Annotated in this window: 14 protein-coding genes; 8 read left to right on the forward strand and 6 right to left on the reverse strand. The window is 66.2% G+C overall.

The window, feature by feature from the left end; translation table 11 throughout:
• Nucleotides 1-36: 36 nt before the first annotated feature.
• Nucleotides 37-1,140 carry a winged helix DNA-binding domain-containing protein gene (locus tag FB388_RS31720; RefSeq protein WP_142106003.1) on the forward strand — a complete coding sequence of 368 codons (1,104 nt, stop codon included), beginning with the start codon at nt 37-39 and terminating at the stop codon, nt 1,138-1,140.
• Here the strand turns inward: FB388_RS31720 and FB388_RS31725 are convergent.
• The 3 genes from FB388_RS31725 to FB388_RS31735 are packed head-to-tail and all read right to left on the reverse strand — an operon-like array spanning nt 1,104 to nt 3,432.
• Complete coding sequence (locus FB388_RS31725; protein ID WP_211362304.1) at nt 1,104-1,520, reverse strand: Rossmann-fold NAD(P)-binding domain-containing protein; 417 nt, start codon at nt 1,518-1,520, stop codon at nt 1,104-1,106. The genes FB388_RS31720 and FB388_RS31725 overlap by 37 nt on opposite strands.
• Nucleotides 1,520-2,533, reverse strand: a complete 1,014-nt coding sequence (locus tag FB388_RS31730) for an NADPH:quinone reductase (RefSeq protein WP_142106004.1) — start codon at nt 2,531-2,533, stop codon at nt 1,520-1,522. Before FB388_RS31730 ends, FB388_RS31725 begins: the two co-directional genes overlap by 1 nt.
• Nucleotides 2,530-3,432, reverse strand: coding sequence for an aldo/keto reductase (locus tag FB388_RS31735; RefSeq protein WP_142106005.1), 903 nt, complete (start codon nt 3,430-3,432; stop codon nt 2,530-2,532). The genes FB388_RS31730 and FB388_RS31735 overlap by 4 nt, the downstream gene beginning before the upstream one ends.
• A 147-nt stretch (nt 3,433-3,579) precedes the next feature.
• Here FB388_RS31735 and FB388_RS31740 point away from each other — a divergent pair, with 147 nt between their 5' ends.
• A complete protein-coding gene (locus tag FB388_RS31740) occupies nt 3,580-4,167 on the forward strand; it encodes a TetR/AcrR family transcriptional regulator (protein ID WP_142106007.1) in 588 nt (195 codons plus the stop codon).
• A 118-nt stretch (nt 4,168-4,285) separates the two neighbouring features.
• On the opposite strand, the gene FB388_RS31745 is transcribed toward FB388_RS31740, so the two are convergent.
• Nucleotides 4,286-5,302: an aldo/keto reductase gene (locus FB388_RS31745; RefSeq protein ID WP_142106008.1), complete on the reverse strand. Its 1,017-nt coding sequence runs from the start codon at nt 5,300-5,302 to the stop codon at nt 4,286-4,288.
• Between the two features lie 114 nt (nt 5,303-5,416).
• Between FB388_RS31745 and FB388_RS31750 the strand changes: the two genes are divergently transcribed.
• Together FB388_RS31750 and FB388_RS31755 are read left to right on the forward strand one after the other, a co-directional pair.
• Entirely contained in the window at nt 5,417-6,004 is a 588-nt protein-coding gene (locus FB388_RS31750) for a TetR/AcrR family transcriptional regulator (protein WP_142106010.1), read from the forward strand.
• 353 nt (nt 6,005-6,357) lie between these two features.
• Entirely contained in the window at nt 6,358-6,942 is a 585-nt protein-coding gene (locus tag FB388_RS31755) for a hypothetical protein (protein WP_142106012.1), read from the forward strand.
• 587 nt (nt 6,943-7,529) lie between these two features.
• Here the strand turns inward: FB388_RS31755 and FB388_RS31760 are convergent.
• Nucleotides 7,530-7,976 carry a lysine exporter LysO family protein gene (locus tag FB388_RS31760; protein ID WP_142106015.1) on the reverse strand — a complete coding sequence of 149 codons (447 nt, stop codon included), beginning with the start codon at nt 7,974-7,976 and terminating at the stop codon, nt 7,530-7,532.
• 824 nt (nt 7,977-8,800) lie between these two features.
• Between FB388_RS31760 and FB388_RS31765 the strand changes: the two genes are divergently transcribed.
• From FB388_RS31765 to FB388_RS31780, 4 genes are read left to right on the forward strand one after another with little or no spacing between them, the layout of a single operon-like run.
• Nucleotides 8,801-9,190: a hypothetical protein gene (locus tag FB388_RS31765; protein ID WP_142106018.1), complete on the forward strand. Its 390-nt coding sequence runs from the start codon at nt 8,801-8,803 to the stop codon at nt 9,188-9,190.
• The gene (locus FB388_RS31770; protein WP_142106032.1) at nt 9,180-11,228 is read left to right on the forward strand and encodes a hypothetical protein; all 2,049 of its coding nucleotides are present in this window, start codon (nt 9,180-9,182) and stop codon (nt 11,226-11,228) included. Before FB388_RS31765 ends, FB388_RS31770 begins: the two co-directional genes overlap by 11 nt.
• A 21-nt stretch (nt 11,229-11,249) precedes the next feature.
• Nucleotides 11,250-12,311, forward strand: a complete 1,062-nt coding sequence (locus FB388_RS31775; RefSeq protein WP_142106034.1) for a hypothetical protein — start codon at nt 11,250-11,252, stop codon at nt 12,309-12,311.
• The gene (locus FB388_RS31780; protein WP_142106037.1) at nt 12,308-13,801 is read left to right on the forward strand and encodes a DUF4407 domain-containing protein; all 1,494 of its coding nucleotides are present in this window, start codon (nt 12,308-12,310) and stop codon (nt 13,799-13,801) included. Before FB388_RS31775 ends, FB388_RS31780 begins: the two co-directional genes overlap by 4 nt.
• A 103-nt stretch (nt 13,802-13,904) precedes the next feature.
• On the opposite strand, the gene FB388_RS31785 is transcribed toward FB388_RS31780, so the two are convergent.
• Nucleotides 13,905-14,336, reverse strand: a complete 432-nt coding sequence (locus FB388_RS31785) for an NUDIX hydrolase (RefSeq protein ID WP_142106039.1) — start codon at nt 14,334-14,336, stop codon at nt 13,905-13,907.
• Between the last annotated feature and the right edge of the window lie 39 nt (nt 14,337-14,375).

The following is a 14,375-nucleotide window of genomic DNA, read 5'->3' on the forward strand; positions in this document are numbered from 1 at the left end:
CGGCACACCGCGGTGCCGGCCGCCGCCTGACCGGCCGTGCCGACCCGACTCGGTGCGCGGGCGCTGGGCCGCGCGGCGCTCGCCCGGCAGTTCCTCCTCGACCGGGCCGACGTCCCGGTCCTCGACGCCGTCGCGCACCTGTGCGGCCTGCAGGCCCAGGAACCGCAGGAGCCCTTCACCGGCCTCTGGTCGCGGCTGCGCGCGTTCGACCCGGCGAAGCTGTCGGCGCTGCTCGTCGAGCGCCGGGTGGTGCGCACCCACCTCATGCGACGCACGGTCCACCTGGTGACCGCCGATGACGCGCTGGCCTGGCGGTCCCGGCACGACGCGATGCTGCGCCAGCGGGTGCTCGGGGTGTACCGGCGCGAGCTCGACGGCATCGATCTCGACGAGCTCGCGGCGGGCGGCCGGGAGGTGATGGCCGACGGTGAGCCCCGCTCGATGGCCGAGATCGGGCGCACGCTCACCACCCGCTGGCCGGACGCGGGACCGCGACCGCTCGGCGAGGCGGTGGTCGCCGCCCTCATCCCGATGGTGCAGCTCCCGCCCCGCGGGCTGTGGCGCGTGACCGCGGGCGTGCGGAACGTCCGGATGGCGTCCTGGCTCGGCCGGGAGATCGACCGACCGGCCATGGACGGTGCGGACCCGGTGGGGGCCGCCCTGGTGCGGCGCTACCTCGCCGCGTACGGCCCGGCGGCCTCGGCCGACCTGCGCGCCTGGTGCGGCCTGGCCGGGCTGCCCCGCGCGGTGGCGGCGGTCCGCGACGATCTGGTCGCGTTCCGGGACGAGCGCGGCCGCGAGCTGCTCGACCTCCCGGACGCGCCGCGACCCGACCCGGACACCCCCGCCCCGGTGCGGTTCCTCCCCGCGTTCGACAACGCGATCCTCGGCTACCACGACCGCAGCCGCATCATCGACGACGCCCACCGCGGCCTGTCCGTGGCGGGTGAGCGGGCCGTCCTCGTCGACGGGCGGGTCGCCGCGACCTGGACCGTTGTGGCCGACACCGTGGTCGTCACACCGCTGCGCCGGTTCTCCCGCGCCGAACGCACCGCCGTCGCCGAGGAGGGGCGTGCCCTTGCGGCGTTCCTCTCCGACGGCGCTCACCACCGCGTACGGGTGGCGGCGTCGCACGAGTAGCCGGCCGGGTCGGGCGTACTCGGCTCGGGGTCAGCGCGACGAGCCCGCCGATGCATTCGCGCGGACGTCGACGAGCTGCGGGTACAGCAGCGCGGGGTCCTCGCCGAGGCGGGCCTCCACCGGCGGGTGACCTCGTCGCCGAGCACCTCCATGGCGCCCGCCTCGACGCCGTCCACCGCCAGCCGCGCGATCTCCGCCGGATCGGTCTTCTCGATGCCGTCGGCCCAGGCCGTCGTGTCGGTGTCGACGCTGGCCATGGCCAGCGCGGTGACCTGCGTGCCCTGGCCGGCGAGCTCGAGCCGGACGCCGTTGGTCAGCCCCCAGGCCGCGGCCTTCGACGCCGCGTAGCCGTTGGAGTGCTCGTGGGCCGTCCACGCCATCAGGACGTGACGTCCACCAGGACCTTCCCGACCGCGCCGCTCTCCACCGCCCGGTGCGCGTCTGCGGTGCGCTCGAGCGGGAAGCGGACCAGCGGCAGGCCGTGCTCCTCGCCGACCGGCAGGGCGCCGGCGCGGACCGCTGCGGCGACGTCCTCGACGGCCCCGGCTCGCGCCTCCGGACCGGCCGTGTAGAGCACCAGGAACTGCAGGCGCGTGTTCAGCACCATGTGCTGCAGCACGTCCAGCTCGACCGGCTTGCCACCGTCGTTGGCGTAGGTCGAGATCGTGCCCCGCCTGCGCAGCACGGCCAGGTCCAGCGCCAGGTTCGCGCCGAGCGCCACCTCCGCGACGATGTCGACGCCCTCCGGGGCGATCCTGCGGATCTCGGCGGCCGGGTCGCCCTCGCGGTAGTTGACCACGTGGTGGGCACCCGCGGCGGTGGCCAGCGCGGCCTTCTCCGGTCCGCTGACCGTGCCGATCACGGTGGCGCCCGCCCACCGGGCGAGCTGGATCCCCGCGTGCCCGACCGCCCCGGCCCCGCCCGCGGCGAGCACCACCATCCCGTCGAGCGCCCCCGGCCGCAGCCGGCGCGGCCCGTCCTCGGCGACTGTGAGCGCGCGGTGCGCGGTGAGCGCCGGGACTCCCAGCGAGGCGCCGACGTCGAAACCTGCCTCGCCGGGCAGCGGCACGGCCTGCTCGGCAGGCAGCACGGTGAACTCGGCGGCGGTGCCGGTGGGCCGTCCGGCGGCGGCCATGAACAGCCAGACCCGCTGACCTACCCGGCCCTCGTCGACCCCCGCGCCGACGGCGTCGATCACGCCGGCGCCGTCCAGGTGCGGTGTGACCTCGGCGAACCCGGTGGTGGCACGCGAGCGTGCTTGCGTATCGGCGGGGTTGACCCCGGACACGACGACCCGGACGCGGACCTCGCCGGGTCCGGGCGTGGGCAGGTCGCGCTCGACGAGCTCGAGAACGTCGGGCCCGCCGGGGTCGCGGTGGACGATCGCCTTCACTCGGCGCCGATCGGGACGTCGGTGGCGCGGGACTCGACGGCGTCGAGCGTGGCCAGGGTCGCGTCGTCGAAGGTGATCGCGGCGGCTGCCATGTTGGCCTCGACGTGGGCGGCGTCGGCGGTGCCCGGGATGAGCAGCACGTTCGGGGCGTGGTGCAGCAGCCAGGCGAGGCCGACCTGGGCGGGCGTCACTCCCAGCGACGCCGCCACGGCGCGCACCGCCGGTTCGCCGGTCGCCTTCGGCAGGCCCGGGAAGGCCCCGCCGAGGGGGAAGAACGGCACCCACGCGATGCCCTCGGCCACGCACAGCCGCAGCACGTCCTCGTCGTCGCGGGCGACGAGGCTGTAGGCGTTCTGCACGCAGGCGATACCCGCCGGGAGGGCGCGGCGCAGGCCGGCGAGGGTGACGCTGCTCAGGCCGATCGCGCCGATCTTGCCCTCGTCGCGGAGTGCGGTCATCACCGCGAGCTGGTCGTCGAGGTCGACCACCTGGTCGCCCTCGGGACGCAGGCCGGGGCCGGAGTCGAGGCGGCGGAGGTTGACCACCTGGAGCTGCTCGACGCCGAGGCTGCGCAGGTTGTCCTCCACGCTGGCGCGCAGCTGCTCCGGCCGTTGCGCCAGACGCAGTGGCAGTCGCCCGCCGGGGTCGGGATCGGCACCGACCTTCGTGACGACGAGTACACCGTCCTCGGGACGCAGCGCCTCGCGGATCACGGCGTTGGCGAAACCGGAGCCGTAGAACTCGGCGGTGTCCACGTGGTCGACGCCCAGCTCGACCGCGCGGCGTAGCAGCGCGACCGCCTCGCCGCGGCGGTCGTGCAGGCGTTCGAGCTGCAATGCGCCGTAACCGACGCGGCGGACGGTGCGGCCCGCGAACGGGGCCGTGGGAGTGGTCTCCATGGCGGGCACCGTATGCCCACTGAGTGACAGATTTCAATATCTGTCAGTCAGAGAACGGCGTGTCCTCGTCGGCTCGCTGACGTACGTTCTGGCGGTGGAGGTCCGGCCACGAGCACCGGCCTCGCATCGGCTCGACAGGGAGGCCTCATGCGCGCGGAGCCGCTCGACGCGGAGACGATCGTGTCGGCGACGGAGGAAGTGCTGCGCCGCCACGGTCCGGAGAAGGCCACGGTGCTCGACGTCGCGCGCATGCTCGGGGTGAGCCACGGGAGCGTGTACCGGCACTTCGCCTCGAAGACGGCGCTGCGCGAGGCCGTGATCCGGCGCTGGCTCGATCGCGTGCGAGACGACCTCATCGCCGCGGTCGGGGATTCCGACCTGACCCCGCCCGACCGGTTGCGTCGCCTGCTGACCAGCATGTTCGCCGCCAAATGGACGAAGGCCAGGGAAGACCCGGAGCTGTTCGCCACCTTCCGGGTGCTTGCCACGGAGCACAGCAGCGTGTCGTCCGCGCACGTCGCCTTCCTGCTCGACCAGATCCGCACGATCGTCGCCGACGGCATGGCCGGCGGAGACTTCGCGGCCGGCGATCCGGAGGAGATCGCACGCGCCGTTTTCCACGCGACCACTCGCTTCACCGATCCGAGGCACGCCGCGGAGTGGCGCTCACCCGAGATCGACGCGGATTCCGGGGCTGTCATGTCGCTCATCCTCGACGGCATCCGTGCACGGTGACGGTCCTGGACCTCGACCTGAACGGCCGGCGCACTCGCGGCCCCGTGGACCGGACCACCGCCCCCTGCAGAGCGGTGTCGAACGCCTCGGGACGCTCGACGTGAGCGAAGTGCTGGGCTCAGGCCGCGGCTCGTGCGGCGAGGGGCCGGCGACGCAGGCGGGAATCCTCGAGGGCCGGCGGCCGGTAGGCCTGGTCGAGAGCACCGACGTCGGTACCGGGCGGGACGATCTCGTCGATGCGGTCGAGCACGTCGTCGGAGAGAGCGACGTCCAGGCCTGCGAGCAGGTCGTCGAGGTGCGCTTCGGTCCGTGCACCGAGGAGCGCGCAGGTGACGCCGGGGTGAGCGATGGTGAAAGCCATCGCGAGGTGGGTCATGGGCAGGCCCGCCTCTGCGGCGAGGGGGACGAGCTGCTGGACCACGTCGAGCCGGCGCTCGTCGGTGAGGTGCCGGAACAGGCCGGCGCGGCGCAGGTCGTTGTGGTCGCGGCCGGCGCGGCCGGTGAGCAGCCCTTGACCGAGCGGTCCCCAGACCAGGGTGCCCAGGCCGAATCGCTGGGCGGTGGGCAGGACCTCGCGTTCGACCCCGCGGTTGAGGATCGAGTAGGCGGGCTGCTCGGTGTGGAACCGTGCGAGGCCGCGCCGCTCGGCGATCCACCGGGCCTCGATGATGTCGGCGGCCGAGGAGTGGGAGGCGCCGATCGCGCGGACCTTGCCGCTGCGGATCAGGTCGGTCAGGGCGGCGAGGGTCTCCTCGACATCGGTGTCGGGATCGGGGAGGTGCAGCTGGTAGAGGTCGATGCGGTCGGTGCGCAGCCGCCGCAGCGAGTTCTCGACGGCGGTGACGATCCAACGCCGCGAGGCGCCCTGGCGGTTCGGGTCCTGCCCGGTCGGTCGGCTGAACTTGGTGGCGAGCACGACGTCGTCCCGGCGGCCCTGCAGCGCCTTGCCGACCACCTCCTCGGAGTCGCCGTAGGCGTCGGCGGTGTCGATGACGTTGATGCCGCTGTCGAGCGCCTTGTGGATGATCCGGGCCGAGTCTGCGGGGTCGTTGCCCATGGCCGTCGCGAACGTCAGGGCACCGAGGGCGTAGGGGCTGACCTTGATCCCGGTCCGGCCGAGAGTGCGGTACTGCATGCGGATCCGTCTCCTTCGTGCTGGTCGGCCCGGCGGCATGCCGTACCGTAAGCGGAATAGCTTTCCGGAACTATACGGAATAGCTTTCCGCTTATGCAGGGCTGAGGTGATGGAGTGACCCAGGACACAGCACCGCGCCGGCGTCGCGCCGACGCGCGGCGCAACGTCGACGCGCTACTGGAAGCCGCGCGGACCGTCTTCGACACCTCCGGCGTGGACGCGCCCGCGAAGCAGATCACCGACCTGGCCGGGGTCGGGGTGGGCACGCTGTACCGGCACTTCCCGCAGCGCTCGGACCTCGTGAAGGCCGTGGTGGAGAGCGGGATCGACGCCGTCGCCGAAGCGGGCCCGGCACTGGCCGCCGAGTTCGAGCCCGCGGAGGCGCTCACGCGGTGGATCGACCGGTACACCGAGCTGCTCGGCACCAAACGCGGGCTCGCCTCGGCGCTGCACTCGGGCGACCCGGCGTTCGCCGGGCTACCCGACTACTTCATGCAGCGGCTCGGACCCACCCTCTCGGCACTGCTCGACGCCGCCGCGGCCGAGGGCGCGATCCGCGGCGACATCGACGCCGAGGACCTCCTGTACGCCGTCGCCCAGCTGTGCCGGCCCGCGCCCGGGCGAGGGCCCGAGCACAGCCGGCGGATCGTCGGCGTCCTGGTCGACGGGCTACGCCGTGAAGGCGGGCAGGGGCGGGCGTGAGGAGATCACGGGAACGGCGAATTTCCCGGACCGGAACCGTCGGCCGTCGTCCTTGCCGACGAGGCTGAGCGATCACGCGGAAAGTCCGGAGGCGCAGGATCTCAGGAAGCGGAGGCAATGGGAGCGCCGGGTCAATTTCTGCAAGGCAAACTGCTTCTTGGACCTAGTCATGCCCTAATGACTTCGCGAGGGATCGAACTTCCGCCCGGGAGTCAATAGCACCCTCATCGCGCGATTCACCTGCGCCTAAATGGATGGGCCGCAACACCTTGCGCCTCCATCGAGCTACACCTCTAAGATGCAGTGTTGCCCGTTGCCGTGCACACGCGACGCTAGGATGGGGAAACATCAGGATGGCGAGCCTTGCGGCGTACATCGAGTCCCAAGACTGGCTAGCAGTAGTCCCGGAGGACACGCCGGGAAGGGCCGATCTGGCTCACCTTCTGGATCGCATGCCCGGCAGGTACAGAAATATCTTGTTCGATATTGCTGTTGCCCGTTCAGTTGTTCTGCCAAAGGTGTCTCCGATTGCGCCCGGGCCGCTCTTCCGTCCTGGGGAGGATCATGGCAGGCGACTGGCAGGCGAAGAGGACTCCAGGCGCTTCGCGGCGGAGTTCCGGAAGGCGCTTCACGCACTGCTATGTTCGGCCGATGCAAAGGCGGAAGAGGGACGTGCGAGCATCCTCAAGGAGGCGAAGGTCGGCCAGACCAGCGTGGCTGTGACTATCGCCGCGACGCTCGCGCCGGTGCTCGGTACGGGAGCGGCCACTATCGCCGGAGCGGTGGCAGTTGCATTGGCGATCATCTCGCGCGTGAGTCTGTCAGCATGGTGCGCCATGCAGTCCACGGAGCAGGGAGCAACGGGCGACAGGAGCAGCGACCGCAGGGAGGACCGCGCGGATGAGGACCGGACCGGGGACGAGGATCCGCGCCCGTGACCCCCATGCAAACTACTCTGAGTTGCATGACGCCTGATAGGTGGGCCTCCAGGGGATCGAACCCTGAACCCCGCGGAGTCTGGTGCGGTGCTCGTGGTCAACTGTCGTCCCACACGCTGAGCTGGAGGTTCTGACTGTGGCCGACCGGGCCGCTGGCGTCGTTCAGGGTCCGCTGTGGGCGTTTCGTGTCCCAAAAGTGTCCCGCGCGCCCTCCCCCTCAAGCTGACCACCGGTCGCCCGCGCGTGGGTCACTGCCCGAGCGCGAATCTGCCCGCGACTGAGGCGAGCAGTCGAGACGGACGGCACCCTGGGAGGCCGGCTCGGCATGAGTGCTGCTGCTGGGGCAGTCTCGCACTCGGGCCCGCTCTTCCCCCTGTCCCCCTCGTCCTGGCCGCATTGCTCGTCGGAGCGGTGGGGGCAAGGGTGGCGCTCGCGCCATCGCGGAGCGACGCCGTAGGCGCCCTTGCGGCCGCCGTGGAGACGTGGATCATTCTCGGCCGAGGGGGCCACAGCATGGCGTGTCGGATCGAAGCGGCTGCGTTCCGCGCACAGCCCGTGATTGCAGCGCATCGACCCAAACCGGAGAATCACCAGAACGGCCAGAGATCCACGGCGACCGAATCTGCACGCTCTCGTTGCGAAGCAGCGATAAAATCTGATCGCAGGCTTTCATATTGGCCGGCTGGAATATCTCCGTTCTCGTTTAGTGCCGATTCAGCAAGCTTCGGGACTACTGCGCGAACCTCCTCCCCTGCAATCAAAAGGACGACGGACTCCTTCGTTCTGAGCTGCTGCTCATCCACGGTCCCAGCCCCTGCCAGGTACGCCTGCTGGACGACCTGAAGATAGTCGATGTACACTCCGCGGCGCGTGTCATCGATCTGAGCGGACCGCTGGTTTGCGAACTGCTGCGAAAGTCCAATGTTGGTGAAGTAGCCGGCAGCAAGCCCGCCGATGAGGGTGCCCGACAATGTAATTGCTGCCACCATAACGAGTCCGCGATTCGCCAAACGTTGAACATTCGGGGTCGTCATTAGGGCTTCGCTCCCGCTTCTTCTGGCGTCATTCAACGACTCAGGTTGGAGAGTTAGTCGCTAAGCCCGCGTTGCCTGTTACCGCGCGTCGGCATGGTCATCTCCTCGCGGCGCGGGTTCGTCCCTGCCGTGCCGCCCATGAGCGCCGGCGAGGAGATCACCCGCGCCGCACTTCCCCCTGATCTCCGAGCGGTGCCGGGTCCCGCGCAGCGCGCCCCGGGGACCTTCATGGCTCCCTAGTTGGCGACGCGTTGCCCGGGATACGCGCTGCGCGGGATCCGGCGCTCGCTCGCTGAGTGCGGGCCGGCTAGAGCGACCCCGCCGGCCGCGACCGGGCCGGAGGTAGAGGGAGCGAGTCGGTGGGGCCGGCGTAGCCGGCCCACGCGCCGCCGCCAGGCGGCGCCTTGATCCCTTAGAGGCCAATTCGGCAGGAGCCGCGACTGGCGACCGGGACACCGCGACGGGTGTGGAGGTCACGATGACACCGATCGCCACAGGCACCTTGCTGTGCCACTCGCGGGCGGTGCGCCCGAGCAGAACCACCAGGACGTTCGCCAGTTGCATCCATCCGGAGATCGCGCGCCCCGCCCACGAGGCGTCGTTCGGCGTCCTTCGCGACTGGCGTTCGGACGCACACGCGTTGCGCCCTCAGTAACACCGGACGTCGCTCCGCCGACTCGGATGTCGACACGCTGTCTACGAGATCTCACAGAGCGCAACCGTCACTTCCTTCGCGACCCACGGCGGCAGCGATGATCGGGACTTGCCCGCGCCACAGTTCGGTCGCAGCACCGTGCAGCTAGCTACTTGAGGGGAGCACGTAATTGGACGACACCATCGTCTCCGCGGCAGAAGCGATCTTTCAGCATTTGCAAAGCGGAGCTCTCAGCGGTGTTGAGCAGCTGGCGCAGGACGCCACTCAGGCGGGAAGCACTGGATCATTGGCGCTCGCCAGATCAATCTTTTCCCGACTCCTCCACTGGAGGTCCGAACACGACCTACCAGACGACCGCAACACCACTCCAGAAATCGCGGAAGACTTGGCAAGCATGGCTGCCGACGATTCTGATGCGGCGCGAGAAATCGATCGCCTAGCGACTTCGACCACGATCTCCGCTAAGGCGCAGCGTGACGTCATGATTAACAGTAATAGGATCGACAACTCGGACATCACACACGCCAACTTTGGGTTCCAGATCCGCAATGAGCGATGAGGGCGATCGAGGCGACGACGGCGACCGGCCGGAAAACAAGCCTCCAAACGCCGACGAGGATCTTACCGAGCACAACTCACAGCAGACGCAGCACGCTCAGCAAGTCTTTAACCGACTACAAAACAATCGGATTGAGCACGCCTACTTCGCCGTCGACGGCGGCGGTGCCACAACCACTCCCCTCACAGGACGCATTCTGCAAGAAGAGCTAAGCCGCATCGACGAGCTCTGGGTGCCGCCAAGGCAGTTCGCCGACGCGCTCGCAATGCTGCAAGACCGCCACACCGTTGTCCTACACGGTGGCGCCCGTATCGGCAAGCGGGCTTCAGCATGCAAACTCCTTATGTCTCTGCGCACCAATCCCAAGATCATGAGCTTACCTCCGCATTTCAGCCTGGAGAGCCTTGCTGCGCGGAAGTACTCAGCCGAAAGCGTCTATGTCGTCATCGACCATCTAGACGATGCGACGACGGGCTACTCCTCGTACATCCTAGACGTGCTCGCACAGAAGATCACCGACGCGGGATCTTACCTAGTGATCACCGCACAGTTTGCGCGTCAGCAAACACGGGAAGCCTCCAAACTCGTCTTCAAATGGTCGCCCCCGGACAGCACCAACCTCTTGGCGGCGTGCCTGGCATCGTTCGGTCCCGGGAACTTCGATGACAACGAACTACACTCACTGCGTGGGAGTGCCGAGCGAGCCAGTGGACCCGCAGAAATTGTCGCCCTAGCACAGCGCTCATTGGACGTGGGAATTACGGACGCTATTGCTAGTCTCGAGTCGTCTGCACATGACGCAGTCATAGAATGGATCTGCCGGGAACCGGTTCCAGATGAAGCCTTCCTGACCGTCGCAACGGCGTTTCTTGAAGACGCGGGCGCCGATGAGTTCGATAACGCATTTGAAAAACTGCGCCATCGCTATACGGCAAATTACGATGCAGCAGATTCGCTCGACCAGCCGTTGAGGCAGAGCAAGAAGTACTTTCGAATTTCTGATGCGCTTGTCGAGATCGACGAATCAGGCGCGCACGACCCAGACTACCGACAGCGGGTACTACGGTACCGGCTTCGAGGGGCTATCTCGCCTCACCACGTGGTGCAGAACGCTCGTGCCGCTTACGGCAGTGAATTGTGGCGCCCTATAGAGGACTGGGTTCGGCAGATCGTCGAAGATGGCAACGCCGACCTCGGCGTGCGGGTAGCGCGTGGCTTGGCAGCGCTGTGGAAATCTTCGCCGAGCGCAACGGAATCGAAGTACCTGGAACCATGGTCAAGAGGCGACAGCAGCCAACGAGTGACAATTGCTTTCACGCTGTGGTGGCTTGCGGCAGACGATGATTCGGCGTCCGCCGCTTTGGGCTACGCGAACAGATGGCTTCACCAGGGAACTGCGGCGCAGCGGGCGACAGCTATCATGAGCCTTGGCGGTGAGCTTGGTGACCGATTCCCCACCGAGTCAGTCAGGTGGCTCTGGAAGTGCCAGGAAACCGCTGGCGCGGTGATCGCCAGGTTCGCCAGGCAGTCGCTCGCCGAACTGTGGAACAGCCTAATAATAGCGTCGACAGACGAGGCACTTAAGCTGCTTCGGTTCGTGAATGCGCGCTTAGCTGAGCTATCCGCCCCTTCAGGCAATTACCGCACATTAACGAGAGCGGTGGATACTGCGGCAGTCATGCTTACAAGTCATGACTCTGATACCGGATGGCTTTTGCCCGCCCTGGCATTAGAGATGCAACCAACGAGCGCTGAGACGCTGGGTAATGTGTGGGCGGCAGTTCTTCGCAACCGTCCGACGAACGCTGAAGGCGTATCGGCTCTCGCCGAGACAGTCGACCTGTTAGCAACCCGCGGCGGTCCTACCCACCTCCCCCTAATTAGTTCGCTCGGCAACAGCATAGGCGCGAACCTCTCTGAGCAGGAGCGTAACGATCTGCGTGCAGACCTTGACGAGGTCCTTCGGCAGGGGCCGAAGCGCGGAACGTCTAAGTCGGAGAAGTCCGAAACACTGCAGCAACTGATCAATGTCCTCTAACTGGCTAAAGCAGGTCTTTGGATGAGCTACCCTATCGTCGAAACTCGGACCTTCACCGAGACGGTCCGCGCCGATGTAACACTCCTTGGAATCCGCACCCCCTTCCGAGGTCGCCGGATGCGGCGCAGGGAGGAAATTCCGGAAGTTCCTTCTGGTCATGTGGCCGTCGTCAGGTTACCCGAAGAGTATACGCTCTTCGAGCGCGCGCTGGACCCGGAGGATGAGACGCTTCTTCGGGCCCTTTCTGTCACGGTGATCGACATCCGCGACTTCCCAGGTGAAGTTCGAGTCCACCTCTCCGGACGGACTGGCGCAGACAAGTTTACCGTATTGATCGCCTTCACCTGCCGAGTTTCGGACCCAGAGACAGTTGCTCAGCGCGGAGGACGAGGAGTAGAAGCATTCCTCACTAACTACTTCCGAGGGAATCCTGAACTGCAGAACCTGGCAAGCGACTACGACTCGGGTCAGATGGGAGTCCTGCGCAGGATAATCTCGGCCGAGGTTCGAGCATTCGCGCAAATGATTCCGATCGAGATACCCGGTGTTGAAGTCTCAATCGGCGCAATCGAGGTTCTGACGCCAGGAGAACTAGAAACGCACGACATAGCTCTGCGAGACCAAGAACGCCGACACGAGCTTCGGAGCAAGGAGACTGCCTTCCAAAGATCAGAGGCGCGGTCTATGCACGAGTTTATTGACGGCGATCCTGCGTATGTTGCAAGGAGGATCGCACTCCTGGGCGTTCAGCATGGGGCAGTCACGATGACCGACGTCATCGAGATTCAGCATAAACTTGCTGATGAGGCTCGCGAAAGTCTACGTGCGCAGCAGGACCTTCGCGTGCAGTTCGCTACTGCACTTGTGCAGCGTGGCTTCTTCGATCGTACATCCGACGCTCTTCAGCTGGTCGAACAACTGTGGGATGCCGAATCGCCGAAACCTATATCGGATCGGCCGCCGCCCATTCGAACGGAATCGGAAGTACCGGCTTCAGGCGCGCGATCGATTGCCCAAGACCCTAACAGTAACAGTACCGCTGATCCGGGCTTCGATGACTCTGATTACGAAGACTTGTCATGAGTAGGAACGCGACGGACGCGAACTTTGGTGCCGTGGGATCAGCATGGCTTCCTTCAGCCGCTCGGTTGCTGCAGACGATCGCTGGCGCGGACAAGGGCGTGCTTGATCGAGTGCCTGAAGACCGGTCGCGCTACACGGCGATGGGAGCGGCCGTACTTGGAACTGCGTTACTCGGCACGTTGTCAATGACATTAGCTCTTACGCAGGTGTTCGACGGATTCAGCTGGTCGATTCTCTTAATTGTCCCACTTTGGGGCGTGTTTGTCTTGAACTTGGACCGCTGGTTGGTTCTCACCCCTATGGGTGAAGGGCTGCGCGGGCGGCTTAAGGTCGCCACGCCGAGAATTTTATTGGCCGCGCTGTTCGGGATCGTTATAGCCGAGCCCTTGCTGCTCGGCATCTTCAGTAGCGCAATCGAGGAGAGGGTAGTCACGACGAGGCAAACGTCAAACCTCACGATCGAAGACAGACTCCGGACCTGCAATCCGCTACCTGAAGATTCCCCCGAAGCGCAGGCCATAGCATTGACAAGCAGCTGCCATGGCTTTCGCATTGCGGTTGTCGGTGATCCACGATCACGCATATCGGAGTTGCAGGCGCTTACTAATCAGGCAAACCAACTGCGGCCAATCTTGCAGACTGATCAAGCGCGACTTGCGGATCTAAATGACCTCGCTCGGCGCGAATGTAATGGGGATGCAGGGCCGGGTCTGACTGGTATTCGGGGAGTTGCTGGAGAATGCACCAGGCTCCGTCGTGAAGCGGACACCTTCAGCGCGGTCGCCAACATAGGCCCGCGTACAACCGAGCTAGCCGATCTTGACGGACGCATTACGGATTTGAGCCGGACTGTTGGTGATGAGGGAGCTGCATACAAGGAGGTCCTCGCGCAGCGAATTCGCGAAGAGGTTGCACGGCGCGAGGAGAAGCAGGGTACTATCGGACTGCTAGAGCGGTTTGAGGCATTCGATGCCCTGCGGAGCGAGAACCAATACGTAACCCAGGCAACGACTTTCTTGCGAATCTTCCTCATCTTAGTGGACTGCGTCCCGATCCTGCTCAAAGTCCTCGCTGGACGAACCGTCTATGACGCACTTGTTGAGCGTCGCCGAGAAAGGCGTAGACGTGTTTTCCTCGCCAGAGAGAGCAATTCTGAGCAAGCGCGCCTCAATGAGGTGCGGGAAAAGGAGCGTGACTTGCGGGCTGATGACGCAGCTAGCAGAGCGCGAGCTGGTGTAGAGGAGCGACGGAGGACTGCGGATGAGGCGATCAAGCTCCGGCGGCTCATCGATCAAGTCCGCTCGCAAATTCTTGATGAATCGAGCCGAACTTCGTCCAACTCGCCGCAGCGGCAGGCCATGCCCCTCGTCCGTGATGCGGATATCCCGAAACAATCTGGCTTCGACGCGAACATGAGCCACCCCTTGAAATCTGTTCGGGTGCCGGATGCCACGGGTAGTTCGGGTGCTGAGGCTTCTGACAGCGCGTAGGCGGCCTGCAGGCTCCTGATCGTCGAACTGGCACCCTTAGGGCGCTGTCAACGAGCCAGCCAAGAGAGAGTCCGATATCGGGATTTTCAGTTATGCCAGCAAGCTATGCATCGATCAAGCGTACCCCATCGTGGACACGAGTTGCCGGTGCAGCGTTGCTAAGAGCGTCAGTGACGCGGACGGCGTAGGCGGGGTCCATCAGGCTCGGAATCTCGGCCGGGTCGACCCAGCGGACGTCCGCAGCCTCGGCCGTCTCACGTGGCCGCTCGCCGAGCGGGTGGCATCGGAAGACCAGAGCGACGACTGCGCGTTGCATGTTCTTGTAGACGCCGGTGAGCTGCTCGACTGCAACAGGAAGGCCGGTCTCCTCCTCGACCTCGCGGCGCACGCCGTCCTCGAAGGACTCCCCGATCTCCAGCACTCCACCGGGCGGTTCCCAGTGGCCGTTGTCGCGTCGGCGGATGATGAGGACGCGGCCGCGGTCGTCAACGACGATGCCAGCGACGCTCACGGAGTGCTTCGGCGTGTCTGCCATCGGATGCTTCCCTAGTCGACTGGGTGTGACAGGATTCTA

Origin of the sequence: Pseudonocardia cypriaca (genome assembly GCF_006717045.1) — a bacterium.
Taxonomy (GTDB): domain Bacteria; phylum Actinomycetota; class Actinomycetes; order Mycobacteriales; family Pseudonocardiaceae; genus Pseudonocardia; species Pseudonocardia cypriaca.

What these genes read in the sequence shown, in the direction of transcription:
- FB388_RS31725 (WP_211362304.1), bottom strand. Translation starts at nt 1,520, where the DNA reads ATGGCGTGGACGGCCCACGAGCACTCCAACGGCTACGCGGCGTCGAAG.
- FB388_RS31735 (WP_142106005.1), bottom strand. Translation starts at nt 3,432, where the DNA reads ATGGAGACCACTCCCACGGCCCCGTTCGCGGGCCGCACCGTCCGCCGC.
- FB388_RS31740 (WP_142106007.1), top strand. Translation starts at nt 3,580, where the DNA reads ATGCGCGCGGAGCCGCTCGACGCGGAGACGATCGTGTCGGCGACGGAG.
- FB388_RS31745 (WP_142106008.1), bottom strand. Translation starts at nt 5,302, where the DNA reads ATGCAGTACCGCACTCTCGGCCGGACCGGGATCAAGGTCAGCCCCTAC.
- FB388_RS31755 (WP_142106012.1), top strand. Translation starts at nt 6,358, where the DNA reads ATGGCGAGCCTTGCGGCGTACATCGAGTCCCAAGACTGGCTAGCAGTA.
- FB388_RS31760 (WP_142106015.1), bottom strand. Translation starts at nt 7,976, where the DNA reads ATGACGACCCCGAATGTTCAACGTTTGGCGAATCGCGGACTCGTTATG.
- FB388_RS31770 (WP_142106032.1), top strand. Translation starts at nt 9,180, where the DNA reads ATGAGCGATGAGGGCGATCGAGGCGACGACGGCGACCGGCCGGAAAAC.
- FB388_RS31775 (WP_142106034.1), top strand. Translation starts at nt 11,250, where the DNA reads ATGAGCTACCCTATCGTCGAAACTCGGACCTTCACCGAGACGGTCCGC.
- FB388_RS31780 (WP_142106037.1), top strand. Translation starts at nt 12,308, where the DNA reads ATGAGTAGGAACGCGACGGACGCGAACTTTGGTGCCGTGGGATCAGCA.
- FB388_RS31785 (WP_142106039.1), bottom strand. Translation starts at nt 14,336, where the DNA reads ATGGCAGACACGCCGAAGCACTCCGTGAGCGTCGCTGGCATCGTCGTT.